Here is a 22,733-nt window from a genome sequence, read left to right as displayed (position 1 = left end):
GCGCGCTACACCGGGTTCGCGCCCAGCTCCCGCCACCCGGCGCGCAGCACCACGTAGCCGTGGTGGCTCAGCCAGGTCCACGCCATGGCGATGAGGGTGAGGAAGAGCAGCAGCAGGCCCATCACCTGGCCGTCGGCGACGGTGTCGAGCACCACGTCGCGCACCAGGAAGCCGAACATGAAGGTCCACAGCGCGCCGACGAAGACGAGCAGCGAGGACACCAGACGCGGTTTCCAGGCCACCGTGAACAGGCCGAGCGCCAGCGAGAAGCGCATGGCGGCGGCGTTGACCAGCAGCGTGGCGGTCTGCGGGTCCGCGTCCGGGGAGACCACGCCCTCCGCGCCGACGGGGTTGAGGCCGCCGGCCTGACCGAGCAGCTGCACGCCCCACACGACCCAGAGGATGCCCGCGATGACGAGCAGGAAGCGGGCCACGGCGAGGCCGACCATGCGGGCGTTGGCGGTGCGCCGCCACTCGGGTTCGATGCCCGCGAGGATCACCTCGGAGAGGTCCGCGGGCGGGGCCATGCCACCGTCGGCGGGGTCGATGAACCGCAGCCGGCGGCTGAGTGCCAGGGCCTCGTCGTGGAACTGCCGGCAGCGGGCGCAGCCGGCGAGGTGCGCGTCGATGACGTCGTCATCGAGGGGCGACGGTTCGCCGTCGATCCGGGCGGAGAGTGCCGCCTGCACCTGGTCGTGGTCAATCACGTGTCAACACTCCATCAAGGCTCACCCGGCCGGATCCGAACACCACGATGATGAGCAGCGCCGCCAGCATGACCACCGGGTACTCCACGCCCCCGTGGGCGGTGAAGAATCCGGCGTCCAGGTGGACGAGCCACACCGCCGCGACCATGAGGAGCGCCAGCAGACCCGCGATGAACGTGGTGAGCAGTCCCACCACGAGCAGCGCGCCGCCGAGCATCTCGACGATCATGACGAGCCAGGCCGACAGCTGCGGCTGCGGCACCCCCCAGGCACTGAACTGCCCGGTGGTCTCGGTGAGGCCGGTGATCATGAGCTTGTCCCACCCGTGGGCGACGAACACGGTGCCGAGGACGATACGCAGTAGCAGCAGCGCAGCATCCCTCACAGCCGGTTTGTCCATGCGATTAGACTACCCCGAAACACCCCGCCCCCCGTTGACTGGAGCCCGCATGCTCATCGACACACCCATCGGCCCCCTGTCCCTGCGCGGCACCGACCGTGGTCTGACGTCCATCGACTTCGGCGGGGAGCCCGGCCCCGAGTCACCGCTGCTTCTCCACGCCGCCGCCCAGCTCACCGAGTACTTCGAGGGCCGTCGCCTGCTTTTCGACGTCCCCCTCGACCTCCCCGGCGAGGGCTTCCATGCCCGGGTCCAGGCCGCGCTGGCGGACATCCCCTACGGGGAGACCGTCTCCTACTCCGAACTCGCCGCGCTGTGCGGCAACCCGCGGGCGGTGCGCGCCGTGGGCTCCGCCTGCGCCGGCAACCCCGTCCCCGTCATCCGCCCCTGCCACCGGGTCCTGCGTTCCGACGGCTCCCTCGGTGGCTACCGCGGCGGGCTCGACGCCAAGACCTGGCTTCTCGACCACGAGAAGCGGGTCCGCGGGAACCTTTGAGCCCCGGGAGCAGTCCAATAGGACATGACTGACACAGACGACCTCATCATCGGCTCCGACGGCCTCGCCCGCCCCGCCTGGGCCGCCGGCACCGACCTCCTCCGTGACTACTACGACACCGAATGGGGCATGCCCGTCCGCACCGAGCAGGGCCTGTTCGAGCGGCTCTCCCTCGAGGCCTTCCAGGCCGGCCTGTCCTGGGAGCTCGTCCTGCGCAAGCGGGAGGGCTTCCGCCGGGCCTTCGCCGGTTTCGATCCGGACGTGGTGGCGGGCTTCGACGAGGAGGACGTCGACAAGCTCCTGGAGAACCCGGAGATCATCCGGAACCGCCGCAAGATCGAGGCGGTGCTCCGCAACGCGCAGGCCACGGTCGCATTGCGGGCGAAGGGCGGGCTCGTGGACCTCGTCTGGTCCCACCGGCCCGCGGAGAACCTGCGGCCGCGGACCCTCGCGGACATCCCCAGCCGTTCACCGGAGTCGGAGGCCCTGGCGAAGGCCCTGAAGAAGGCGGGGTTCACCTTCGTCGGGCCGGTGATGTGTTTCGCGCTGATGGAGGCCGTCGGCGTGGTGGACACGCACCTTCTCGGATCGCACCGGCGCGGCACCTCGGGGGTGTGGGACTAGGCTCCGCCGGTGGCCAGCTCCAGGACCAGCTGGGTGTCATCCTCCGGGAGCACCCGCAGGTTCACCTGCCGGCCGACGCCCACCTGCTCGAGCGCGGACGGCGGGACGAACATCCCCTTGGACCGCTCGACCATGACGCCGTGGGGGTTGGTGAACCGCACGGTCGTCTCCATCCTGGTGTACCCGTGGCGGATCTCCCCGGTCGGCGTCGTCGACATGACGACCCCGGTGACCGGCACCCCACGCCTGTACACGTCGGCCGCCCGCGGGTCGACGAGACCCAGCTGCACGTGCTGGCGGTAGATCAGCTCCTGCGCCTCCTCCCGGCGGTCCTCCGGGACGGTGAACAGGCGGCCCGGCTTCTTCGCCCGGTAGGCCACCGGCACGACGGTGCCGGGGCTGAAGGCCGACATCTCGTGGGGCATGAGCAGCACCTTCATGTGCCCGGTGAACTCCTGCATGTCAGCACCCCGGACCCGGAGGTTGACGCGGAACTGGGGGATGTCGTTGATCGTCCAGGAGGTGCGCTCGACGCTCTGGACCGTTCCTGTCCCCAGGAGGACACCGGACGGATCCTCCCCGGTCCTGATGCCCGTATTCTGCTCGAGCTCCCTGTCGATTATCTCCTCGAGTTCATCCAGCTCCCTGAAGGCCTCCTTGTCCTCGCGGCTGCCCAGGGTGCTGGCGACGACGAGGAGGACCGCGCCGATGGCGGCCGGGATGACCCAGGGCGCATCCCAGCCGAGCGACCCGGTCTGGAAGTAGAAGTAGGGGGCGAGGCCGGCACCAGCGACGATGAGTACCGTGCCGATTACGTTGAGGATGTTCTTGAGATTCATGGCCTCATCATGAGCGTTCGCCACGGCTACCCTTCACGAGATTTCGGTCCACCTGTTGCCGCGTCTCCGTCCCGCCCCTATCGTCAGGCGCATGGCGCTGCCCTTCTCCCCGGATGTCCTCCGCCAGGTAGCACGCCTCGGCGGCACCTGGCGGGAGGTCCCCACCGACGCGAGCCCGCTGGCTCGGGTGGAGGCGCTGAGCTTCCCGAAACGCCTGGTCAGCGCCGAGGAGGTCCCCTACCTCCACCCCGCGGAAGTCGGCCTGCCCGATGTCGAGGCGTTCATCGCCCTCGACGCCCCGCTTCCCGACGTCCCCGTCGCCCTGCCCTGCGGCGTGCGCTGGTGCGGCCACGAATGGCAGGCGGGAGACATCACCTACCCGTGGGACGAGGGACGGGGTCGGGACCTCCCCCTCGTCGACCTCACCGCTGACGACGCTGCGGTGGAGGAGCTGGAGAAGTTCCGGCAGCTGGTCGGTGACCCGCGGGCCTCCCGCGCCGTCCTGCTCACCTACAGCGACGGCTACCCGAACTACCTGTTCATCAACGCGGATGACCCCCACCCCGGGGACCCGGCCGTGTGGTCCACCGATCACGAGGGCTTCTTCCGGGAAATGGAGGCCACCGCACCTTCACTGAGCGACTGGCTCGGCCGGCAGCTCACCGACGAGGAGCTGTACCCGCTTCTCCGCGACTGAACAGGAACTGCCTGAACGCTTTGTGGAGCTAAGGGGAATCGAACCCCTGACCTTCGCGTTGCGAACGCGACGCTCTACCAACTGAGCTATAGCCCCTTATCCGACTGTGGAATCATTTTCGCACGTCACCACCACCGGTGGCAACGTGCGGAACAGCTGGTGAGAGCGCGGGGATCAACCGGCGCGACGGTCGTCGGAGAAACGTTCCGGGCGACGGAAGACCCGCGTCGGGGTCGGGGCCGGCTCGTCGTTGAGGTGCAGCTCGCCGAGGGGCAGGTGGTCGAAGTCGGGGGACTCGTCGTCACGCTCGAGGACGACCGCGCCCGGGTGGCGGAGTCGACGCGGGATGGCCAGCTCCTCGTCGGCGGCGTTGAGCACCCCTAAGCGTGCGCGACGCAGCTGACGGATGCGGCGGGCACGCAGAGCCTGCTCCTCGCGGACCTGGGTACGCAGGGCCATCAGGTAGGCACCGGAGACCGCCACCGTGACGCCGGCGAGAGCCCAGGCCCAGCCGCCGAGCACGACTGCCAGGACGGCGGTGGCCACGACGGCCACGCCCAGTCCGATGAGGGTGCGCTGGCGGCGCTGGTAACGGGTGAGGGAGTACTCGGCGTCAGCGACCGGGTCCCAGCCGCCGCGTCCGGCGCGGTGCTCGGCGAACTCGATGTCCTCCTCGGAGAGGTCGTCGGCGTCCTCCAGCAGCTCGGCGTCCCCGATGTCCCCGGCACGCGTGGAGTCCTCGTCCTCCACGTCCTCCTCAGCGTCCTCCACGACGGAGTCCACCGGGTCGGGGTACATGAGGTCACCCGGGGAGGTGTAGGAGTCGTCGTAGGCGTAGGTGGTCTCCTCGTCCCACTCGTCCTCCGGCTCCCCGACGGCGGCGACCACGACGGCGGAGTCCTCCTCGTCGGCCTCCACCCGGGAACCCGGCTCGAGCTCGTGGACGATGTCGCCGTCGACGACCTCGACCTCCTGCTCCGCCTCCACGTCGGTCTCCTCCCCCGTCTGCCGGGTGAACAGGCCCCGGAAGCTGCGGGAGGGACGGGCCGGGTCGTCGATGAGCACCTCATCGACGCCGACGAGCTCCAGGTCCTCCTCCTCGGGCTCGGTGCGGGGGGTGGGACGGACGTCGGCGGCGGTGAGCCGCGGACGACGACGGGCCGGCAGGTCGCCGGAGCCACCCTCGTGGATGACGCGGGTGTCGTCGAAGGCCTCACCGGCCCGGCGGATCGACTTCTGCCCACGCATCAGCAGCGGGGCCAGCACGAACAGCCACACCACGATGATCAGGATGATGATCAGGCCATTGGACACGTGTCGTGCACCTTCCTCGGACGGGGACAGGGATTCCAGTCAAGGGTATCGACGTGACGGCGGGTGTGCCTCCCGCCACGCCGAAGGGTGTCACCGCAATCGGCCACTGCGGCGCAATCTCTCGACGCACGACTCCCGGTGGTCCTCGACGTTCTGCGCCACGAAGTGGTGGTCACGCCAGCGGCCGTCGATGTGCAGGTTCCCCCGCAGGTACCCCTCGTCGCGGAAGCCGTTGAGCGCCAGCACCCGGCCGGACGCCGGGTTGTCGGGCAGGTAGGTGGCGGTGACGCGGTGGAGGCCGACGCGTCGGAAAGCATGGTCGGTGCCCAGCGCACACGCCGCGGTGGCCACTCCCCTGCCCTGCGCCGCGGAGAACACCCAGTAGCCGATCCAGCAGTCCGAGATGCTGCCGTGCTGGATCGTGCCCAGGGTGACCTGCCCGGAGAACCGGCCGTCGAGCTCGATGACCAGCGGCACGACCTGGCCCCTGCGGCTGGCGTCGCGCAGGCCGGAGAAGAAGTTCCACCACGCCGAGGGCGAGTGGGCGGCCTCCCAGCCGTCGGGGGCGGTGGGTTCGACGGGGCGGAGGTAGGACTCGTCGAGAAGCCGCTGTTCCCGCCAGTCGTTGCCGTCGCGGCTGGTCAGGGGACGCAGGCGCAGACGGCCGCCGTCCGGGAGCCGCACCGTGGGCGTCGATTCGGGCCATCCGGGGTGGAGCATGCCACGTGGTCCGCTCCCGGGTTCCCGGAAGGACCGGGTCGCCAGGCCGAAGGGGTCGAACACCTGTCGATCAGCTGCCCTGTGCCAGGAACATCACGTCGACGATGTCCCCCGGGCGGATCTCCGTCGCCTCCTCCGGCACGCGGATGAGGGCGTTGGCCTCCGCCAGGCCGGCGAGCAGGTGGGCGGGCGCGCCGGTGGCGGCGCCGATGCCCTCGACGAGGTAGTCGGACGTCTCGGCGTCACGCATGAGACGGGCGCGGATGTAGCCGCGTCGTCCCTCGCGGGAGGCGATGTGGTTGAGGGCGCGGGCCCGCACCACGCGGCGGGCGGTGTTGCGCTTGCCCAGCGACGTACGGATCAGCGGACGCACCAGCACCTCGAAGGTGACCAGCGCGGACACCGGGTTGCTGGGCAGCAGGAACACGGGGATGCGTTCCGCGCCGAGCAGTCCGAAGCCCTGGACCGAGCCGGGGTGCATGGCGACGCGTGAGGTGTCGATGTCGCCGAGTTCCTCCAGCACCGAACGGAACAGGCTGGACCCCTGGCCGCCGACCGCGCCGGAGAGGACGATGACCTCGCTGCGCTGGATCTGCGTCTCGACGATCTCCCTCAGACGACGCGGCTCACCCACCGCGATGCCGACGCGGTGGACGTCGGCGCCCGCCTCCTTGCCGGCGGCGGCCAGCGCATAGGAGTTGACGTCGTAGATCTGGCCGAGCCCCGGCTCCCGGTCGGTGTCCACCAGCTCCCGGCCGACGGAGATCACCGACAGACGCGGACGCGGGTAGACGAGCACCTTGGAACGGCCGACGGCGGCCAGCAGACCGATCTGCGCCGGCCCCAGGATCGCGCCCGCGGTGACGGCGACGTCACCCGGCTGGATGTCGTCGCCGGTGCGGCGCACGAAGTCACCGGAACGCACGACCCGCTGGGCGGTGACACGCCTCCGACCGCGGTCGGTCCATTCGAGGGGGAGGACGGCGTCGGCGAGCGTCGGCAGCGGTGCACCGGTGTGGACGCGCACCGCCTGCTTCGGCTGCAGGCGGATCGGCTGCTGGGAGCCGGCCGCGACCTCGCCGACCACGGGCAGGGAACGCTCGAGCGGCTCCGCCGGGGCGTCCGGGTCGGTCACCCGGGGGCTCAGCCCCTTCTCGCCGCCGACGTCGACGGCACGCACGGCGTAACCGTCGATCGCGGCCTGCGGGAAGCCGGGCAGGGGGCGGGTGGCCTGCACCTCCTCGGCGCACATGAGGCCGAGGGCGTCAGCGATGGCGATGCGGACGGGTTCCGGGGTGACCGCGGCATCGGTGACGAGCGCGAGCTGCTGCTCAACGGAACGCACTGCACACTCCTTGTCTGGTCAGGGAGGACCTACTCTCCCGCGGAGGTCTCAGCTGCCTCGTGCTCGGCGAGGATCTCGGTGATCGCGCGCCTGAGAGCCGGGCCGTACTGCGGGTGGGACAGGCCGAAGTCGACGCAGGCCGGGATGTAGCCGACGGGGTTGCCCAGGTCGTGGCGCTTGCCGCGGTGCACGACGATGTGGACCTTGTGCCCCTCCTGGATCATCGTCTCGATGGCGTCGGTGAGCTGGATCTCGCCGCCCTTGCCCGGCTGCGTGCGACGCAGGGCGTCGAAGATGCCGCGGTCGAGGAGGTAGCGGCCGGTGGCGACGAAGGTGGAGGGGGCGTCCTCCGGGTCCGGCTTCTCCACCATGCCGACGACGCGCTTGACGTCCTCGCTGTCGAGGCCGCAGTCGGCGGGGATGTCCTTGATGTCGAAGACGCCGTAGTTGAAGACGTCCTCGCGGGGCACGTCGACGGCGCACAGCACGGAACCGCCGAGCTGGGCGCGGACGGCGGCCATCTTCTCCAGCACGCCCATGGGGAGCACGAGGTCGTCGGGAAGCATGACGGCGACGACGTCCTCGTCGTCGTCGAGGACGCTCTCCGCCAGGCCGACGGCGTGGCCGAGTCCGAGCGGCTTCTCCTGCTCGACCGCGACCGGGGTCATCAGCTTCCCGGCGCGCTGGACCTTCTCCACCTGATCCGTCTTGCCCCGCTCGGAGAGGGTCTCGACGAGGTCGGGGAAGTGCTCGAAGTGCCGCAGCACCTCCTGCTTGTTCGGCGCGACGATGAGCGCCAGACGGGAGGCGCCGAGGGCGTTGGCCTCCTCTGCGATCAGCTCGATACCCGGGGTGTCGACCACCGGCAGGAGCTCCTTCGGCACCGTCTTGGTGGCGGGGAGGAAGCGGGTCCCCAGGCCGGCAGCCGGCACGATGACGGTCTTGACGCCGTGTGGATGGGCGGAGGGTGACAAGCTCATAAAGCAACACCCTACCCCGCACGGTTACGCTTGGTGTCATGAACATCCGGGAGAAGAAGTCGATTCTGAGGGCGTCGCTGACCCAGGCGCGCCGGGGCATGTCCGCGGAGGACGTCCGCGCCGAGGACTCCGCGATCATCGCCCACGCGGCCGCCCTCCTGCGTTCCATGACCCCCGACGAGACCACCGTCGCGGCCTACTCGCCGCTGCCGGGTGAGCCGGGTGGTTCCCTGCTTCTCGACGCCCTCCACGGCGAGGCCTCCTCCCTCCTCCTGCCGGTCTCCCTCCCGGGCGGCCGCCTGGACTGGGCCCTCTACCAGGGTCGTCTCGCCCTGAGCCCGGGGGCGCTCGGCATCTCGGAGCCGACCGGCGAGCGGCTCGGCCCGGACGCCATCGACTCGTGCCGCCTCATCCTCATCCCGGCCCTGGGTGTCTCCCCGGAGGGCATCCGCCTGGGCAAGGGGGGCGGTTTCTACGACCGTGCCCTGGCCCGGTTCGCGGAGTCGGATGATCCGCCCCGTACGGCGGTGCTCCTCTACAATGGGGAGATCCGCGACGACATCCCCGTCGAGGACCATGACATGCCCGTCGACATGGCGATCACCCCCGCCGGGGTGCGTCACTTCTCCTGACGGGGGAACCTTCCGGGGGCGGGGGCAGTCCAATACTGCATGAGCCTGTTCTCCGTCCTCCGCACGCCCGGCTGGCGCCGTTCCGTCCTGCTCCGCCGGGCGCTGGCCGCCGTCCTCCTTCTCGCCGCCCTCCTGCTCGCTCTCCGCGACGCCGGTTCCTCCGGTCCGCGGGCCCTGGTGTTCACCCGGGCGGTCCCCGCCGGGGAGGTGGTGTCGCGTGACGACGTCCACCCGGTCACCGTCCCCGGGCACCTGCTGCCCGCCTCCGCCCTGCGTGATCCGGCGGAGGTGGAGGGGCGCGTCCTCGCCGCTGCCGCGGAGGCGGGGGAGGTCGCCACGCTGTCCCGCTTCGTGGGGAAGGACCTGTCGGGGAGCTTTGTGGGGAACATCACGACGATGGTGCCGTTGCGACTCGCGGAACCTGAGATCCTGCCGTTGCTGCACCACGGGGATGTCGTCAATGTGGTCACAGACGGACATGACCGGGCCGGAACGGACGTCATCGCCACAGGTGGGAGGGTGATTCTGGCCGACACCCGGGAGTCACCAGGCACCCTGCTCATCGGACTGCCGGAGGAGGACGCCCACCGGGTGGCGGCGGCGTCCCTGGGCACCCCTCTCGCGGTGGTTCTCACGCCGACTCTCCCGAAATGAGGGAAACTGGTTTAGAGTGCTCTCGTTCTTAAGCAATTTCAGATTCCACACGGAAGGATCTCAGATGTTCCAGGGTTTCAAGGAATTCATCATGCGCGGCAACGTCATTGACCTGGCTGTGGCCGTGGTCATCGGCGGCGCATTCACCGCCATCGTGACCGCCTTCACCGACAACCTCATCAACCCGCTGATCGCCTCCCTCGGCAACAACGACATGTCCGGCCTCGGCTTCCACATCGTCTCCGGCAACGACGCCACGTTCCTGGACTTCGGCGCCGTCATCACCGCCGCCGTCAACTTCCTGCTCATCGCCGCCGTCGTCTACTTCGTCATCGTCGCGCCGATGAACAAGCTCAACGAGATCGCCGCCGCCAAGCGCGGCATCAAGCAGGACGAGGAGGAGCCGCAGCCGACCGACGTCGAGCTGCTCACCGAGATCCGTGACCTGCTCAAGCGCTAGTCAGTAGTGCGGAGGGCGCTGCTCGCGCCAGAACTCCTCCGCGGAGACGGAGTCCTCGATCTCAGGGTCGAGGATGACCTCCCTCTCCTCATCGGCCGCCCGGGCACCCCTGAACAGGGAGTCCGGGCGGTCTGCGTCCCTGTCGATGCTGGGGGCATCCGAGGGACGCACCACCCGGCGGCGCGGCCGCCGCTCGCGGCTACTCAACGGTGTGCTTCTGCAGCTGGTCGATGACGTGGTGGACCAGCGGGGTCAGCGTCGCCATGCCATCGCGCACCGCCGCCCGGGAGGCCGCGAGGTTGACCACGACCGTGGACCCGGAGACGCCCGAGATGCCACGCGAGGTGCAGGCGTCGATGGCGCCACAGGCCAGGCCCGAGGCACGCAGCGCCTGGGCGATGCCCGGCACCAGCTGGTCCAGCACGGAGCGGGTGGCCTCCGGGGTGCGGTCCCGCGGACCGACGCCCGTGCCGCCGACCGTGAGCACGAGGTCGACGCCGCCGACGACGGCGGTCTCGATGGCCTGGCGGATCTGGGACTTCTTCGAACGGACGGACAGGACACCGTCGACGGCGAAACCGGCCTCCATGAGGAGCTCGGTGACCAGGCGGTCGGTGTCCTCCCCGGACCCGAGCACATGATCGGACACGAGCACCACGAGGGCGCGCCGACGGGCCGGGACCGTCTCCTCCTGTTCGGTGGCCAGCAGGAAGGCCTCGTCCGGGTCCGCCACGTCGAGTAGCGCGGACGTTCGTGGCATTTCTTCGGCGGTGTGCACGGTGTTCTCCATCGTCTGAGATTACTTCTGTCTAATGTGTCTGAATCTACTCTGAGGTCAGCGTAACCTCTACCTGCCGGCTCTGCCCCGTATCCGGCTGCAGAACCTCCAGGGTCACCGTCTGCCCGAATTCCTGGGAACGGATGGCCGCGACGAGTGCGTCCGAGTGGTCGATGACGCGCGAGTTCACCCGCCGCACGACGTCCCCGGCCTGCAGCCCGGCCCGGTCCGCCGGACCGCCCGGCTCCACGGACGCGATGAACGCACCGTCGACGTCCCGGCGGGCCGCCACCTGGACGCCGATCATCGGGTGGGTCGCCCGTCCGGTTGTGATGAGCTGGTCGGCGACCCGCTTGGCGAAGTTCGCCGGGATCGCGAAGCCGAGCCCGATCGACCCGGCCTCCCCGCCCGAGCTCAGCGACGCGATGACGGAGTTCATGCCCACGATGCGCCCGTTCATGTCCACCAGCGGACCACCGGAGTTGCCGGGGTTGATGGCGGCGTCGGTCTGGATCGCGTCGATGAGCGAGGACTCCCCGCCGGCGTCGGACGCCCGGACCGGGCGGTTGAGCGCGGAGACGATGCCGGAGGTGACGGTGGCGCTCAGCCCGAGCGGCGAGCCGATGGCCACCACCTCCTGCCCCACGCGGAGCTGCTCGGAGTCACCGAACTGGACGACGGGCAGACCGGAGGCGTCCCGGATCTTCACCACCGCGATGTCGGTCGCGGGGTCGGAGGCCACGTAGTCGGCGGGGAGGGAACGGCCGTCGTTGAGCGTGACGTTGATCTGCCCGAACTGGTTGTCGGCGCCGGAGACCACGTGGTGGTTCGTCAGCACGTAGCCGTCCGAGGAGATGATCGACCCGGACCCCTCCCCTGCGCTCATGCGCGTGGCCACCTGGAGGGAGACCACGGCGGGCAGCACGTCCGCGGCCACCTGCTCGACGCCGCCGACCGGGGTGTCGGGGGCGGGGGCGCTGGGCTCACGGAGGGAGTTGACCACGCCGGCGTCATCCGCGCCGGAGCCCGAGTTCGCGGCGACAAGGCCGACGATGGACCCGGAGGCGATGAAACCGACCAGCATGAGAGCCAGGGCGGTACCCAGTCCGACGGTCCGCTTCCCGGAGGGCTTCCCCTCCCCCGCGGGCTCCTGCGGCCCCTCCGCCGTCTGCCACTGGTAGGGCGAGGTCACCTGCTGATAGTCGTCCCCGGGGGAACGCCCCGTGGTCGGGGTGGTCGGGTCATTATTCATGTCTGTCATTGTCCTCTTCCCCTCTGGGCCGCCCCTGCGGCCTTTCTGTACGTTACCTGGATGCCTCCACCTGCGGTTTACCGGGCAGCTCCATGACGACCATCGTCCCGCCGTCATCGCTCTCCTCGACGCGGACGGTGCCGCCGTGCCGCACCACCGTCTGCTTGACGATCGCCAGCCCCAGGCCCGAACCCGGCTGGGAACGCGCCTCCGGGGAACGGTAGAAGCGCTCGAATACGCGTGTGCGGTCGTCGGGCGGGATGCCGGGGCCGGAGTCGGCGAAGGAGAGCTGCACGCGGTCGTCGGAAAGCTGTGTCATGCGGACCCGCACGACGCCCCCGGGCGGTGACCACTTCGCGGCGTTGTCGAGGAGGTTGAGGGTCGCGCGCCCCAGCGAGAACTGGTCGCCGACGAGGTTCCACGGGATGAGGTCGACGTCGAAGTCGATGTCACTGCGACGACGACGGACCCGCTCCAGCGAGGACTCCATGACGGCATCGAGCTCGACGGGCTCCCGGGCGGTCTCCCCCGCGTCCTCGCGGGAGAGGTCGATGAGGTCGCCGATGAGCGTGGACAGCTCCGTCATCTGCGCCAGGACGTCCCGCTCCAGGTCCTGCCGGTCCTGCTCGGAGATGCGGTCGCCCATCCCCGGGCGGTTGAGCATCATGAGGAACTCGATGTTCGTGCGCATCGACGTCAGCGGCGTCTTCAGCTCATGACCGGCGTCGGCCACCAGCTGGGACTGCCGCGTGCGGGACTCCTGCAGCACACCGAGCATCTTGTTGAAGGACCTGGTCAGCTGGGCGATCTCGTCGTTGCCCTGCACCGCGATGGGGCGGAGATCGTCCGTCTCGGCCACGTAGTCGACGGCCCGCTGCAGACGTTTCAGAGGCTTGAGGCCCGCCGTGGCCACGAGCGTGCCCGCGGCGATCGCCAGCATGGTGCCTGACGCCGCGATGATGAGCAGGACGCTGGCCAGGGTCGTGATGAGGTCGTGGGTGGCCTTCATGTCCTTCGCCAGGACCACCGTGCCGCCGACGGAGTCCGAGCGGGACAGGATCCGCTCATTGCCGACCGTGCGCACCGAACGCCGCTCCGAACCACTGGCACCGTGGACCTCACCGCCGACGGGGATCACGTCGCCCCGGGAGAAGGACCAGCCGGGCGGCGAGATGGAGACCCGGGTGTCCGGGTGGAAGGCCTTGAACTGCTGGATCTCCCCCTCCAGGTTGGTGAGGTAGAAGGGGTCGACGGTCCTGTTGAGCAGGACCGTCGCCTGGGAGTCGAGGTCACGGTCGACGCCGACGGTCAGGGCCGTCGTCACCGACCAGTAGGTGAGGAGGGTCATCGCGCCGACGGCGAGGGCCACGCCGGCGAACGTCAGCAGCGCCAGACGCCACCGGAGCGGGGTGCCCTCCGCCCAGGAACCGGTACGGCCCGCGGCGACGGAGGAGGGGGTCGCCTCATCCGCGTGATCGGCGGGGCCGTGCAGCGCCGTCCGGCGCAGTGTCACGGAGTGTTCTCCCGCAGGACGTAACCGACGCCGCGGACCGTGTGAATGAGACGGGGTTCACCCTCGGCCTCCGTCTTGCGGCGGAGGTAGCCGATGTACACCTCCAGGGCGTTGCCGGACGTCGGGAAGTCGTAGCCCCAGACCTCCTCGAGGATGGTGGCGCGCGGGAGCACGCGGCGCGGGTTCCTCATGAGCAGGTTGAGGAGGGAGAACTCCGTGCGGGTGAGGCTGATGGCCCGGTCGCCCCGGGTGACCTCCCGGGTCTCGGTGTTCATGCGCAGATCCTCGAAGGCGAGGTCCTTCTCGGCCTCGGTCCCGGCGGTGCTGTCCACGTGGGCGCGGCGCAGCAGCGAGCGCACGCGGGCCAGGAGCTCCTCGAGGGCGAAGGGTTTCGGGAGGTAGTCGTCGGCGCCGGCGTCGAGGCCCGCCACCCGGTCCGCCACGCCGTCGCGGGCGGTGAGGATGAGGATGGGCTTGTCGAACCCGGTGCTGCGCAGCGTGCGGCACACCTCCAGCCCGTCCTTCCGGGGCATCATCACATCGAGGATGACGAGGTCGGGCTGCTCCCGGGGAATGAGATCCAGCGCCTCCACCCCGTCCTCCGCGAGCACCACGTCGTACGCGTTGAAGATCAGGGAACGACGGAGGGACTCACGGACGGCCTGCTCATCGTCCACCACGAGAATTTTCATGACACCCATTATGTACCAGTGTGAAAACGAAAACACCGGCCCCCTCCACTTCAGGCGGAGGGGACCGGTGCCGGTCACGTCAGCGTGTCAGCGTCCGGGCTGACACGGGGACGGACCTAGAACTGCTCGACCTCGACGAGGCCCAGCTGTGCGGCCTTGACGAGGCGACGCGGGATGCGGACGGTCTGACCGTCGATCTTGACCTCCTGGAGGGCGACGTTGTCGGCCTTCCACTGGGAGCGACGCATGCGGGTGTTGGCGCGGGACATCTTGCGCTTGGGGACTGCCATGGTTTCTTACCTCCTAAGCCTTCTTCTTGCGGCGGGCCATGCCACCGAAACGCTTCTCGAACTTCTCGACGCGGCCTGCGGTGTCCATGACACGCTGCGCACCGGTCCAGAACGGGTGGGACTCGCTGGTGACGTCAACGACGATCAGCGGGTACTCGTTGCCGTCCTCCCACTCGACCGTGCGGTCGGAGGTGACGGTGGAACGGGTCAGGAACTTGAAGCCGGTGCCGGCGTCCTGGAAGACCACCGGGTGGTAGTCGGGGTGGATATCCTTCTTCATGAAGTCTCGATTCCCTCAGGATTGAACATCAGGTCGGTTCCGCGCGTACACACCTGCTACATGAGGTGTTCCAGAGGCCCGGATCGTGCCTGAGTTGGGTTGGAGATTGACAACTCGGACCATGGTACTCCCCGGATGCCGGATTCTGAAATTCCGTGCTATGGGTCACCGTCGGCCGCCCCCTGAACACGGGATTAGGTTCTGGAGGGTTCGGCCTGTAGAGTTGTCCCTTGCTGTTGTCGAAGTAAACGTCTACGCCCCGTCAGCTGGCCATAGACTGCGCCCCGATCCTGTACTCAGTCACGAGGGTACGAGGAAGAACATCGGTGCGGCGCGGTCCTTGCATGCTTTTCGACGTGGGCGGCTAGGAGAAAGAAAACCCATGTCGGCTATTTGCCAGGTCACGGGACGTAAGCCGCAGTTCGGCAAGACCGTCTCGCACTCGCACCGACGCCACTCGCGCCGTTGGAACCCCAACGTGCAGCGTCGTCGGTTCTTCCTGCCCTCCGAGGGCCGTACCATCACCCTGAACGTTTCCACCAAGGGTCTCAAGGTCATCGACCGCGACGGCATCGAGTCCGTCGTCGCCAAGATCCGTGCACGTGGGGAGAAGATCTAACTAATGGCACGTAATGACATTCGTCCGATCATCAAGCTGAAGTCCACGGCTGGCACCGGTTACACCTACGTCACCCGTAAGAACAAGCGCAACAACCCCGATCGCATCTCGCTGATGAAGTTCGATCCGATCGCCCGCAAGCACGTCGAATTCCGCGAGGAGCGATAATCTATGGCCAAGAAGTCCAAGATCGCCAAGAACGAGCAGCGCAAGGAAATCGTCGCCCGCTACGCCGAGCGTCGCGCTGAGCTCAAGGCCATCATCAACCACCCGAACACCTCTGACGAGGATCGTCTCGACGCACAGTTCGAGCTGAACCGTCAGCCGCGTGACGCCTCCCCGGTGCGCGTCCGCAACCGCGACTCCCACGACGGTCGCCCCCGCGGTTTCCTCCGCAAGTTCGGTCTGTCCCGTGTCCGCATGCGCGAGATGGCTCACCGCGGTGAGCTTCCCGGCGTCCGTAAGTCCAGCTGGTAAGGAGTGGCCACCATGAAGCGCACCAACCCCCGTAAGCAGCGGATGGAGCAGTCCCGCCGCCCCAAGAAGAACCCGCTCAAGGCCGAAGGCATTGAGAAGGTGGACTACAAGGACGTCAAGACCCTCCGTCTTTTCATCTCTGACCGCCACAAGATCCGTTCCCGCCGCGTCACCGGCCTGACCCCGCAGCAGCAGCGTCAGGTCGCCACCGCCGTGAAGAACGCACGCGAGATGGCTCTCCTGCCGTTCACCAGCCGCTAAACCGGTTGACAGGACGCAACAGCGCACTTTTGCCGCTGGCTGCGTGACACGGTAAAAGTACCGCCCCGCCCGATAATCTCGGGCGGGGCGGTTTTTGTTATCTTCGAGGACATGCTGCACCAGTCCCTGCGTGACCTCGCCGAGCAGGCCCCGCTGTCCACGTCCACCACCACCGCCCGGGGGGTGCTGTGCGAGGCCCAGCAGCTGCTGCGCAACGCGCTCGACCACCGCACCCCGGAGACCGCCCTGACCGGGTGGTTCTCCGGCGTGGTGCGGGACACCCTGCGGTGCCCGGCGGTCGCCTCCACGGTGACGCTGACGGGGGCCCACGCGCGCGGCGACGCCCTGCCCTGCTCCCCGGTGGAGTGGTTCGGCGAGGACGCCGCCCTCGCCGGGCTCCTGCGGTCCGCCGGGCTGGAGGTCGGCGGCGACACCGCCGTGACGGACGCCGCGCGTATCGACGCCGGCCTGGTCCCCTCCCCCACCCCGCAGCGCCCCCTGCTGGAGCTGGCCGTCGCGCACCGTCCGCCGGCGCTGCAGATCGCCGACGGCCTGCCGGACTCGGACATGCCGGTGGACATCCCGGCGACGCTGCTGCAGCCGATCTCGGACGTCGCCCGCTGGGCGGCCCCCGGCGCCCGGTCGACGCTGGACCGGCTCTCGGCGGGCCTGGAGGCCGGTGCGCTCACCGAGGACGAGGCGGAGGCGCTGGCACAGGCGTGGGAGACGGCCCTGGCGCTGCAGTTCCGGCGGTGGGCGGACCGCGTCGACAAGCAGGACGTCACGCTGGGTGATCTGCCTGCGCTGCACCGCAGCGCGTACGGCGCGGCGGCCCGCATGGTGGCGGGTGTCCTGCGTTCGCTGGCAGGGCGCCACGGCGTCGCCCTCGCCTGACGCTGGTATCTTTAGACGAACAGAAACCCGGAGGAAGGAGTCCCGCATGGCCCGTGCAGTCGGACGGCCGCGCAAGAACAGCCCGCGCCGCCAGGGCTCCACCGCGCGTGAGGAGATTCTCGACGCCGCCGCCGAGCTGTTCACCACGCAGGGTTTCGCCTCCACGTCGACGCACCAGATCGCCGATGCCGTGGGCATCCGGCAGGCGTCGCTGTACTACCACTTCCCGTCGAAGACGGAGATCTTCCTGACGCTGCTCAAGTCGACGATCGAGCCCTCGACCGAGCTGGCCACCGCGCTCGGCGACTCCGACATCTCCCCCTCCATGCGGCTGTGGGCGCTCGTCGCCGCAGAGGCCCGCCTGCTGCTGTCGACGCGCTGGAACATCGGCCGCCTCTACCAGCTGCCTGTCGCGGCGTCCCCGGAGTTCGCGGAGTACCACGCGCAGCGCACGGAGCTGCGGGACCTGTTCCGTTCCCTGGCGTCCTCGATCGTGGGCCCGGATGACCCGCGGGCGGATCTGCCGTTCCACATCGCGCTCTCCGTCATCGAGATGCGCGGGAACGACGGCACCCCCGCCGCCCCGCTGTCCACGGACTCGCTGCCGCCGATCGCGGTCATGCTCGCCGACGCCGCCCTCGACGTCCTCCACGCCGAGGCCCCGGAGGACCGCGTGGCACGCACGCTCACGCTGATCGCGGAGCAGACCGCCGGGTGAGCAGCTGCCTGGCGCGTCGCCTGGTCGCGTTCCTCGTCGACGTCGCCCTGGCCTATGTCGTGTACGTCGCCGTCGGCGCGCCAGAGCCTGCCGGGGTGGACCCGGCGCCGGCACTCCTGGCGATCACGTGGGCGCTGCGTGCGGTACCTGAGCTGCTGTGGCGGCGCAGCCCCGGCAAGATGCTCGTGCGTATCGACGTCACCGGCCCCCGCTGGGCCCCGCTGATCCGCCACCTGTGGCTGCTGCTGCCGATTCCGCTGGGCATGCTGTCGCCGGCGGTGCCCTGGTACTCGCTGTTCGCCGTGGCCGTGGGAGTCTCCGCCCTCCTCGCGACGGACAACCGCTCGTGGGCGGACAGGGCCGCCGGGAGCACCGTCATCCAACGTGGCACGGGTTGTTCACTGCCCCTGTGACGCACCCTGACCCCGATCTCGAATCCCGAGGTCGGGGTCACTTTTCTGGCCTTTAGTTGCGTGGCTCACATTTGTGCATTATTTTAGTTAATCAGCATTAACTGAGATGGTCCGGAAGGGCCCCCAAGCACAGAATGAACAGGAGCACACCATGCGCATCGTCGTACTAGTGAAAGAGGTCCCCGACACCTTCGGGGAGCGGAAGATCTCCCTGGAGACCGGCCTCGCGGACCGCGCCGCCAGCGACCCGGTGCTCGACGAGATCTGCGAGCGCGCCGTCGAGGCCGCCCTGGCACTCGCCGGCACCGGCGACCACACCGTGGACGTGATGTCCATGGCCCCGGAGTCCGCCGTCGCCAGCATCCGCAAGGGCCTGGCCATGGGTGCCGAGGCCGCCGTCCACATCAACGACCCGGCCCTCCTCGGCGCCGACCTCTCCCTCACCGCCGAGGTCCTCGCGAAGGCCATCGAGCGTGAGAACTACGACCTCGTCGTCGCCGGCAACCTCTCCACCGACGGCAACGGCGGCGTCCTGCCCGCCATGATCGCCGAGTGGCTCGACCGCCCCCACCTCACCCAGCTCACCACCCTCGAGGCCACCGACAGCACCGTCTCCGGCGCCCGCGCCTCCGACGACGGCGTGCTCAACCTCACCGCGGAGCTCCCGGCGGTCGTCTCCATCACGGAGTCCTTCCCCGACGCCCGCTTCCCCAACTTCAAGGGCATCATGGCCGCCAAGAAGAAGCCGATGACCCAGCTCACCCTCGCCGATCTCGGCGTCAACGCGGAGGACTTCTCCGTCCCCCGTTCCATCATGACCCAGGTCGCCGAGTGCCCGCCCCGTGAGGCCGGCATCAAGGTGACCGACGACGGCTCGGCCGCCGCCCAGCTCGCCGACTACCTCGCACAGAACAAGCTGATCTAGGAGCCACCATGCAGTTCGCAGACGATTCCATCCTCGCCGTCGTGTCCGCCACGATGGACGGCGGCATCCCCGCCTACGCCGCGGAGCTCCTCGGCGCAGCCGCCACCCTGGGCACCCCGGTCGCCCTGTTCCTCCACACCTCCGGCGCCGACACCGCCGCCGCAGCCACCCGCCTCGGTGAGCTCGGCGCCGCCCAGGTCCTCGCCGCCGAGGTGCCCGCCGACCAGCTCGGCGGCCCCTCCGTCGACGCCGTCATCAGCGCCGACGAGACCTGCCACCCGCAGGCCGTCCTGTTCGCTCACTCCGTCGAGGGCCGCGACATCGCCGCCCGCTTCGCCGTCCGCTCCCGCCGCGCGCTCATCACCGACGTCGTCAACGTCTCCCGCGACGACGAGGGCATCATCGGCCACCACTCCGTCTACGGCGGCAACTACCAGCTGGTCTCCGCCGCCACCTTCGGCGCCCCGGCGATCACCGTCCGGCTCGGTGCCGTCGACACGCGTGCCGACGCCGCCGCCGGCACCCTCAGCCCCCTCGAGTTCACCCCCTCCGAGCGTCGCTCCGCGTCGGTCGTGAGCAGCGAGCCCGCCGTCATCAACACCGAGCGCCCGTCGCTCCTCGGCGCCAAGACCGTCGTCTCCGGCGGCCGCGGCTTCGGCTCCCCGGAGGGCTTCGCGCTGGTCAACGACCTCGCCGACAGCCTCGGTGCCGCCGTCGGTGCCTCCCGCGCCGCCGTCGACGCCGGCTACGTCGAGCACACCGCCCAGGTCGGCCAGACCGGTGTCTCCGTCACCCCGGACCTCTACATCGCACTGGGCATCTCCGGCGCGATCCAGCACCTCGCCGGCATGCAGACCTCCAAGACGATCGTCGCCGTCAACAAGGACGCCGACGCCCCCATCTTCGACATCGCCGACTTCGGCATCGTCGGTGACGTCTTCGAGATCGTCCCCAAGCTCGTCGACGAGATCAACGCCCGGAAGGCGTGATCGCCGTGTCCACGACCGTCACCACCCGCATCCGCCAGGGGCTGCCCCGCATCCCCAACGGCGCCCCGTGGCCGCCCGTCACAGAGACGGAGACCACCCACGTCCCGCCCGCCGCACCCGTCGTCGCCGCGGCCGCCGCTGCTCCTGAGCCCGCTGCCGCCCCGGCTGCCCCGGCCGCCCCCGAGGCACCGGTCGCCGCCGCCGCCCCGGAGGTGGCAGCCCCCGCCCCCGCGCAGGTCGCCGTCAGCCAGGAACTGCGCCGCGGCCTCCCCCGCGTCCCGGGCGGGGAACCCTGGCCCCCGGCCACCGTCTCGGCCCCGGCTGCCCCGGTCACGCCCGTCGCCGCCGTGGCGGAGGAGGCACCGGCTGCCGTCGCCGCCCCGGCTGCTGCGGCACCTGCCGCACCGGCGACCCCCGCTGCCGCAGCCGCCCCGGCCGTCGAGACCGTCACCGAGGAGGTCACCCTGCGCCGCGGCCTGCCGCGTGTGGCCGGTGGCGCCCCGTGGCCGGAGGTCGCGACGGCAGCGGTGACGACGACCCGCGCCGTCGAGAAGCAGCCGGAGCCGGTCGTGGAGCCGGTCGCCGCAGCTGCAGCCCCGGCGGCGGCACCCGCCGCACCGGGTGCCGCAGCGCCGGTGGCGCCGGTGGCGCCGCAGAAGACGGCGGGCGTCGAGAAGCCGAAGTCCCATGCGGCACCCAAGCCGGAGGCGAAGCGTTACGGACGTTTCACCCTGGTCCAGTGGCTGCTCGGCGCGGGCGCGCTCGTGCCGCTCGGCGTGATCGTGATGTTCATCGCACGCTGGTTCCTCGGCAGCGACACCGGTTCGGCGTTCGTCGAGCGCTACCCGGGTGCGGCACCGATGCCGGAGTCCGCTCCGGTCGGCGTGCCGGCGTGGCTGGCCTGGTCGCACTTCCTCAACGTGTTCCTCATGGTCCTGATCATCCGCTCCGGCCTGCAGATCCGCGGCGAGCGGCGCCCACCCGCCTACTTCACCGCACGCAGCGGCAGGGGCGGCAAGATCAGCCTCACCATCTGGTTCCACCAGGCCCTCGACCTGCTCTGGGTCATCAACGGTGCCGTCTTCTTCGTGCTCCTCTTCGCGACGGGCCAGTGGATGCGCATCGTCCCCACCAGCTGGGAGGTCTTCCCGAACGCCCTCTCCGCCGGCATCCAGTACCTCTCCTTCGACTGGCCGACCGAGAACGGCTGGGTCCACTACAACGGACTGCAGGAACTGGCGTACTTCGTCACCGTGTTCATCGCGGCGCCGCTCGCGATCATCACCGGTCTGCGCATGAGCTCCATCTGGCCCAAGAACAACCAGAAGCTCAACGCCCTCTACCCGGCTGAGATCGCCCGCGCCGTCCACTTCCCGGTGATGCTGTACTTCGTGGTCTTCATCTTCATGCACGTGCTCCTGGTGTTCCTCACCGGCGCACTGCGGAACCTGAACCACATGTTCGCCGCCCGCGGCTCCGTTGATCCCGACGTGTACGCCGGGGACTGGACCGGACTGATCGTCCTCCTGGTCGCCATCGCAGTGACCGCCGGCGCGTGGTTCGCCGCCCGCCCCCTCCTGATTTCCCCTGTCGCCGGACTTTTCGGGGAGGTCACCACGAGATAACCCACCACAACTTTCTGTGCTGCAGAAAACGCACCCCACGTCGCGCGGGGTGCGTTTTCTCATGTCCGGGGCCGGCAGCGGCGCGAACCGGCACCCCGTACACGAGTCATCCTCATTCCACCCGCTCTGGCTGGGGCCGGGACAGTCCCCAAGGACCCGCCCTTTCCCCGCAAGGTGGATTGGAACTGATCGCTGCGTCTCGGCGTGCTGTCCTCGAACGTGGACGTGTACCTGTCGAGTTCTCCGGAGGGGGGCGTCGGCGAGCACCGTTGCAGACGACACTCCCATCGTCAGTGCACCGTGATCTTCTGCATTCCCCCGAGCACACGTGGCGCCGTCCGCCGCTGCGGACTCCCCGACCATGCTTTTCGACGCCCTCCGCCGCTGCTACACCTCCTGTCATTCATGTCCTCGACCGGCAGGCGGCAGCGCCCTCCAGAGTTCATATACGAATCCGCTGGTCAACACCGGCATTTAGTGCGCAACAGCGCACTCCGCCAGGCGTCGACAGCGTTCCCCCCCCCGGTCCGCCACTGCGGACACTGCCGGCACGCCCTCTGCCGGCAAGCGACAGAGTTTTCAGCACTGAACAGAGTGCGCAGTTGCGCACCTTTCCGTGCAACTGACCAACGCCTCCCACGCTGGCCTCCGGGCCCAGATCCCCGTTGCGCTCAACCACGAAAGCACTGGCTAACACAGGTGTTCAGTGCGCAGCTGCGCACTATCTGTCAGCGCACTGCGCAACCGTCACAGTCCGTCGCTGCGGGCACTCAGCAGCAACGCCCTCCAGAGTTCAATAACGTATCTGCTGGTCAACACCGGTATTCAGTGCGCAGCTGCGCACTCCTTCAGGCATCGACAACGCTCCCTCGGAGGGCGCACCGCAACACACCCCAGCACTCCCCACAGTGCACAGCTGCGCACTCCACGAACGGCGGGCTACTCCTCTGCAGTCCGCAGCTGCGGACTCCCCCGCCTCGCCCTCAGGCCCCGAAACCCGTGAACCTTTCCCAGGGAACCCGCTGGTCAACACCGGTATTTAGTGCGCAACTGCGCACTCCACTAGAGCGTGTTACGAAAATCCGGTGAGTGAGACCGGCGTGTCATAAACAGCAACGAGGGTCTCCCCGCGCACGCTG

The 22,733-nt window shown here is 69.4% G+C and carries 30 protein-coding genes and 1 tRNA gene; 16 read left to right on the top strand and 15 right to left on the bottom strand.

Annotation, left to right across the window (positions count from 1 at the left end):
* Positions 1–5: 5 nt before the first annotated feature.
* Together B842_RS04000 and B842_RS03995 are read right to left on the bottom strand one after the other, a co-directional pair.
* Complete coding sequence (locus B842_RS04000) at positions 6–707, bottom strand: zf-HC2 domain-containing protein (RefSeq protein ID WP_040085322.1); 702 nt, start codon at positions 705–707, stop codon at positions 6–8.
* Positions 700–1,107, bottom strand: coding sequence for a DoxX family protein (locus B842_RS03995; RefSeq protein ID WP_040085321.1), 408 nt, complete (start codon positions 1,105–1,107; stop codon positions 700–702). Before B842_RS03995 ends, B842_RS04000 begins: the two co-directional genes overlap by 8 nt.
* 49 nt (positions 1,108–1,156) lie before the next feature.
* On the opposite strand from B842_RS03995, the gene B842_RS03990 reads away from it, so the two are divergent.
* Both B842_RS03990 and B842_RS03985 read left to right on the top strand, forming a co-directional pair.
* On the top strand, positions 1,157–1,603 hold the full coding sequence (locus tag B842_RS03990; protein WP_040085319.1) for a methylated-DNA--[protein]-cysteine S-methyltransferase: 447 nt from the start codon (positions 1,157–1,159) through the stop codon (positions 1,601–1,603).
* A 24-nt stretch (positions 1,604–1,627) separates the two neighbouring features.
* Positions 1,628–2,227 (top strand): DNA-3-methyladenine glycosylase I, encoded by a 600-nt coding sequence (locus B842_RS03985; RefSeq protein ID WP_040085318.1) that lies wholly within the window; start codon positions 1,628–1,630, stop codon positions 2,225–2,227.
* On the opposite strand, the gene B842_RS03980 is transcribed toward B842_RS03985, so the two are convergent.
* The gene (locus B842_RS03980) at positions 2,224–3,066 is read right to left on the bottom strand and encodes a hypothetical protein (protein ID WP_040085316.1); all 843 of its coding nucleotides are present in this window, start codon (positions 3,064–3,066) and stop codon (positions 2,224–2,226) included. The genes B842_RS03985 and B842_RS03980 overlap by 4 nt on opposite strands.
* A gap of 91 nt (positions 3,067–3,157) precedes the next feature.
* Here B842_RS03980 and B842_RS13125 point away from each other — a divergent pair, with 91 nt between their 5' ends.
* Positions 3,158–3,763 (top strand): hypothetical protein, encoded by a 606-nt coding sequence (locus B842_RS13125; protein WP_052437726.1) that lies wholly within the window; start codon positions 3,158–3,160, stop codon positions 3,761–3,763.
* A 23-nt stretch (positions 3,764–3,786) separates the two neighbouring features.
* On the opposite strand, the gene B842_RS03970 is transcribed toward B842_RS13125, so the two are convergent.
* The 5 genes from B842_RS03970 to B842_RS03950 form a co-directional block, all read right to left on the bottom strand.
* A tRNA-Ala gene (locus B842_RS03970) sits at positions 3,787–3,859 on the bottom strand.
* Between the two features lie 78 nt (positions 3,860–3,937).
* Positions 3,938–5,077, bottom strand: coding sequence for a divisome protein SepX/GlpR (gene sepX / locus B842_RS03965; RefSeq protein WP_040085314.1), 1,140 nt, complete (start codon positions 5,075–5,077; stop codon positions 3,938–3,940).
* Positions 5,078–5,167: 90 nt separating this feature from the next.
* Positions 5,168–5,860 (bottom strand): GNAT family N-acetyltransferase, encoded by a 693-nt coding sequence (locus B842_RS03960; protein ID WP_040085313.1) that lies wholly within the window; start codon positions 5,858–5,860, stop codon positions 5,168–5,170.
* A 7-nt stretch (positions 5,861–5,867) separates the two neighbouring features.
* On the bottom strand, positions 5,868–7,142 hold the full coding sequence (gene glp / locus B842_RS03955) for a molybdotransferase-like divisome protein Glp (protein WP_040085312.1): 1,275 nt from the start codon (positions 7,140–7,142) through the stop codon (positions 5,868–5,870).
* A 29-nt stretch (positions 7,143–7,171) separates the two neighbouring features.
* A complete protein-coding gene (locus B842_RS03950) occupies positions 7,172–8,122 on the bottom strand; it encodes a UTP--glucose-1-phosphate uridylyltransferase (RefSeq protein ID WP_040085310.1) in 951 nt (316 codons plus the stop codon).
* Between the two features lie 38 nt (positions 8,123–8,160).
* On the opposite strand from B842_RS03950, the gene B842_RS03945 reads away from it, so the two are divergent.
* The 3 genes from B842_RS03945 to mscL all read left to right on the top strand — a co-directional run bounded on the left by B842_RS03945 (position 8,161) and on the right by mscL (position 9,868).
* Positions 8,161–8,754, top strand: a complete 594-nt coding sequence (locus tag B842_RS03945; RefSeq protein ID WP_040085308.1) for a 5-formyltetrahydrofolate cyclo-ligase — start codon at positions 8,161–8,163, stop codon at positions 8,752–8,754.
* Between the two features lie 39 nt (positions 8,755–8,793).
* Positions 8,794–9,408, top strand: a complete 615-nt coding sequence (locus B842_RS03940) for an SAF domain-containing protein (protein ID WP_040085307.1) — start codon at positions 8,794–8,796, stop codon at positions 9,406–9,408.
* A 64-nt stretch (positions 9,409–9,472) separates the two neighbouring features.
* Complete coding sequence (gene mscL, locus B842_RS03935; protein WP_040085305.1) at positions 9,473–9,868, top strand: large conductance mechanosensitive channel protein MscL; 396 nt, start codon at positions 9,473–9,475, stop codon at positions 9,866–9,868.
* On the opposite strand, the gene B842_RS03930 is transcribed toward mscL, so the two are convergent.
* The 7 genes from B842_RS03930 to B842_RS03900 form a co-directional block, all read right to left on the bottom strand.
* Positions 9,869–10,075 carry a hypothetical protein gene (locus B842_RS03930; protein WP_040085304.1) on the bottom strand — a complete coding sequence of 69 codons (207 nt, stop codon included), beginning with the start codon at positions 10,073–10,075 and terminating at the stop codon, positions 9,869–9,871.
* The gene (locus B842_RS03925; protein WP_040085303.1) at positions 10,068–10,658 is read right to left on the bottom strand and encodes a MogA/MoaB family molybdenum cofactor biosynthesis protein; all 591 of its coding nucleotides are present in this window, start codon (positions 10,656–10,658) and stop codon (positions 10,068–10,070) included. The genes B842_RS03930 and B842_RS03925 overlap by 8 nt, the downstream gene beginning before the upstream one ends.
* Positions 10,659–10,692: 34 nt before the next feature.
* Positions 10,693–11,898, bottom strand: a complete 1,206-nt coding sequence (locus B842_RS03920; protein WP_373277308.1) for a S1C family serine protease — start codon at positions 11,896–11,898, stop codon at positions 10,693–10,695.
* Between the two features lie 52 nt (positions 11,899–11,950).
* Positions 11,951–13,411, bottom strand: coding sequence for a HAMP domain-containing sensor histidine kinase (locus B842_RS03915; RefSeq protein WP_082028358.1), 1,461 nt, complete (start codon positions 13,409–13,411; stop codon positions 11,951–11,953).
* On the bottom strand, positions 13,408–14,103 hold the full coding sequence (locus tag B842_RS03910; protein ID WP_040087302.1) for a response regulator transcription factor: 696 nt from the start codon (positions 14,101–14,103) through the stop codon (positions 13,408–13,410). The genes B842_RS03915 and B842_RS03910 overlap by 4 nt, the downstream gene beginning before the upstream one ends.
* A gap of 116 nt (positions 14,104–14,219) precedes the next feature.
* The gene (rpmF, locus tag B842_RS03905; protein WP_040085302.1) at positions 14,220–14,393 is read right to left on the bottom strand and encodes a 50S ribosomal protein L32; all 174 of its coding nucleotides are present in this window, start codon (positions 14,391–14,393) and stop codon (positions 14,220–14,222) included.
* Between the two features lie 13 nt (positions 14,394–14,406).
* Complete coding sequence (locus tag B842_RS03900; protein ID WP_040085300.1) at positions 14,407–14,673, bottom strand: type B 50S ribosomal protein L31; 267 nt, start codon at positions 14,671–14,673, stop codon at positions 14,407–14,409.
* A gap of 382 nt (positions 14,674–15,055) precedes the next feature.
* On the opposite strand from B842_RS03900, the gene rpmB reads away from it, so the two are divergent.
* From rpmB to B842_RS13930, 10 genes are all read left to right on the top strand, one after another.
* Positions 15,056–15,292, top strand: coding sequence for a 50S ribosomal protein L28 (gene rpmB, locus B842_RS03895; RefSeq protein ID WP_040085299.1), 237 nt, complete (start codon positions 15,056–15,058; stop codon positions 15,290–15,292).
* Positions 15,293–15,295: 3 nt separating this feature from the next.
* The gene (gene rpmG, locus B842_RS03890; protein WP_040085297.1) at positions 15,296–15,460 is read left to right on the top strand and encodes a 50S ribosomal protein L33; all 165 of its coding nucleotides are present in this window, start codon (positions 15,296–15,298) and stop codon (positions 15,458–15,460) included.
* 3 nt (positions 15,461–15,463) lie between these two features.
* Positions 15,464–15,769 carry a 30S ribosomal protein S14 gene (rpsN, locus tag B842_RS03885; RefSeq protein WP_040085296.1) on the top strand — a complete coding sequence of 102 codons (306 nt, stop codon included), beginning with the start codon at positions 15,464–15,466 and terminating at the stop codon, positions 15,767–15,769.
* Between the two features lie 12 nt (positions 15,770–15,781).
* Complete coding sequence (gene rpsR, locus B842_RS03880) at positions 15,782–16,030, top strand: 30S ribosomal protein S18 (protein WP_040085295.1); 249 nt, start codon at positions 15,782–15,784, stop codon at positions 16,028–16,030.
* A 111-nt stretch (positions 16,031–16,141) separates the two neighbouring features.
* Positions 16,142–16,924 carry a putative nucleotidyltransferase substrate binding domain-containing protein gene (locus B842_RS03875; protein ID WP_040085294.1) on the top strand — a complete coding sequence of 261 codons (783 nt, stop codon included), beginning with the start codon at positions 16,142–16,144 and terminating at the stop codon, positions 16,922–16,924.
* A 46-nt stretch (positions 16,925–16,970) separates the two neighbouring features.
* Positions 16,971–17,642, top strand: coding sequence for a TetR/AcrR family transcriptional regulator (locus B842_RS03870; protein ID WP_040085293.1), 672 nt, complete (start codon positions 16,971–16,973; stop codon positions 17,640–17,642).
* Entirely contained in the window at positions 17,639–18,055 is a 417-nt protein-coding gene (locus tag B842_RS03865) for an RDD family protein (protein ID WP_040085291.1), read from the top strand. The genes B842_RS03870 and B842_RS03865 overlap by 4 nt, the downstream gene beginning before the upstream one ends.
* A 151-nt stretch (positions 18,056–18,206) precedes the next feature.
* The gene (locus B842_RS03860) at positions 18,207–18,980 is read left to right on the top strand and encodes an electron transfer flavoprotein subunit beta/FixA family protein (RefSeq protein WP_040085290.1); all 774 of its coding nucleotides are present in this window, start codon (positions 18,207–18,209) and stop codon (positions 18,978–18,980) included.
* A gap of 8 nt (positions 18,981–18,988) precedes the next feature.
* On the top strand, positions 18,989–19,969 hold the full coding sequence (locus B842_RS03855) for an electron transfer flavoprotein subunit alpha/FixB family protein (RefSeq protein WP_040085289.1): 981 nt from the start codon (positions 18,989–18,991) through the stop codon (positions 19,967–19,969).
* A 5-nt stretch (positions 19,970–19,974) separates the two neighbouring features.
* Positions 19,975–21,594 (top strand): cytochrome b/b6 domain-containing protein, encoded by a 1,620-nt coding sequence (locus B842_RS13930; protein ID WP_040087301.1) that lies wholly within the window; start codon positions 19,975–19,977, stop codon positions 21,592–21,594.
* Positions 21,595–22,733 lie beyond the last annotated feature (1,139 nt).

This window comes from Corynebacterium humireducens NBRC 106098 = DSM 45392 (assembly GCF_000819445.1).
Classification (GTDB): domain Bacteria; phylum Actinomycetota; class Actinomycetes; order Mycobacteriales; family Mycobacteriaceae; genus Corynebacterium; species Corynebacterium humireducens.
The sequence above is the reverse complement of the archived record's forward strand: the minus strand, read 5'-3'. Positions and strand labels throughout refer to the sequence as shown.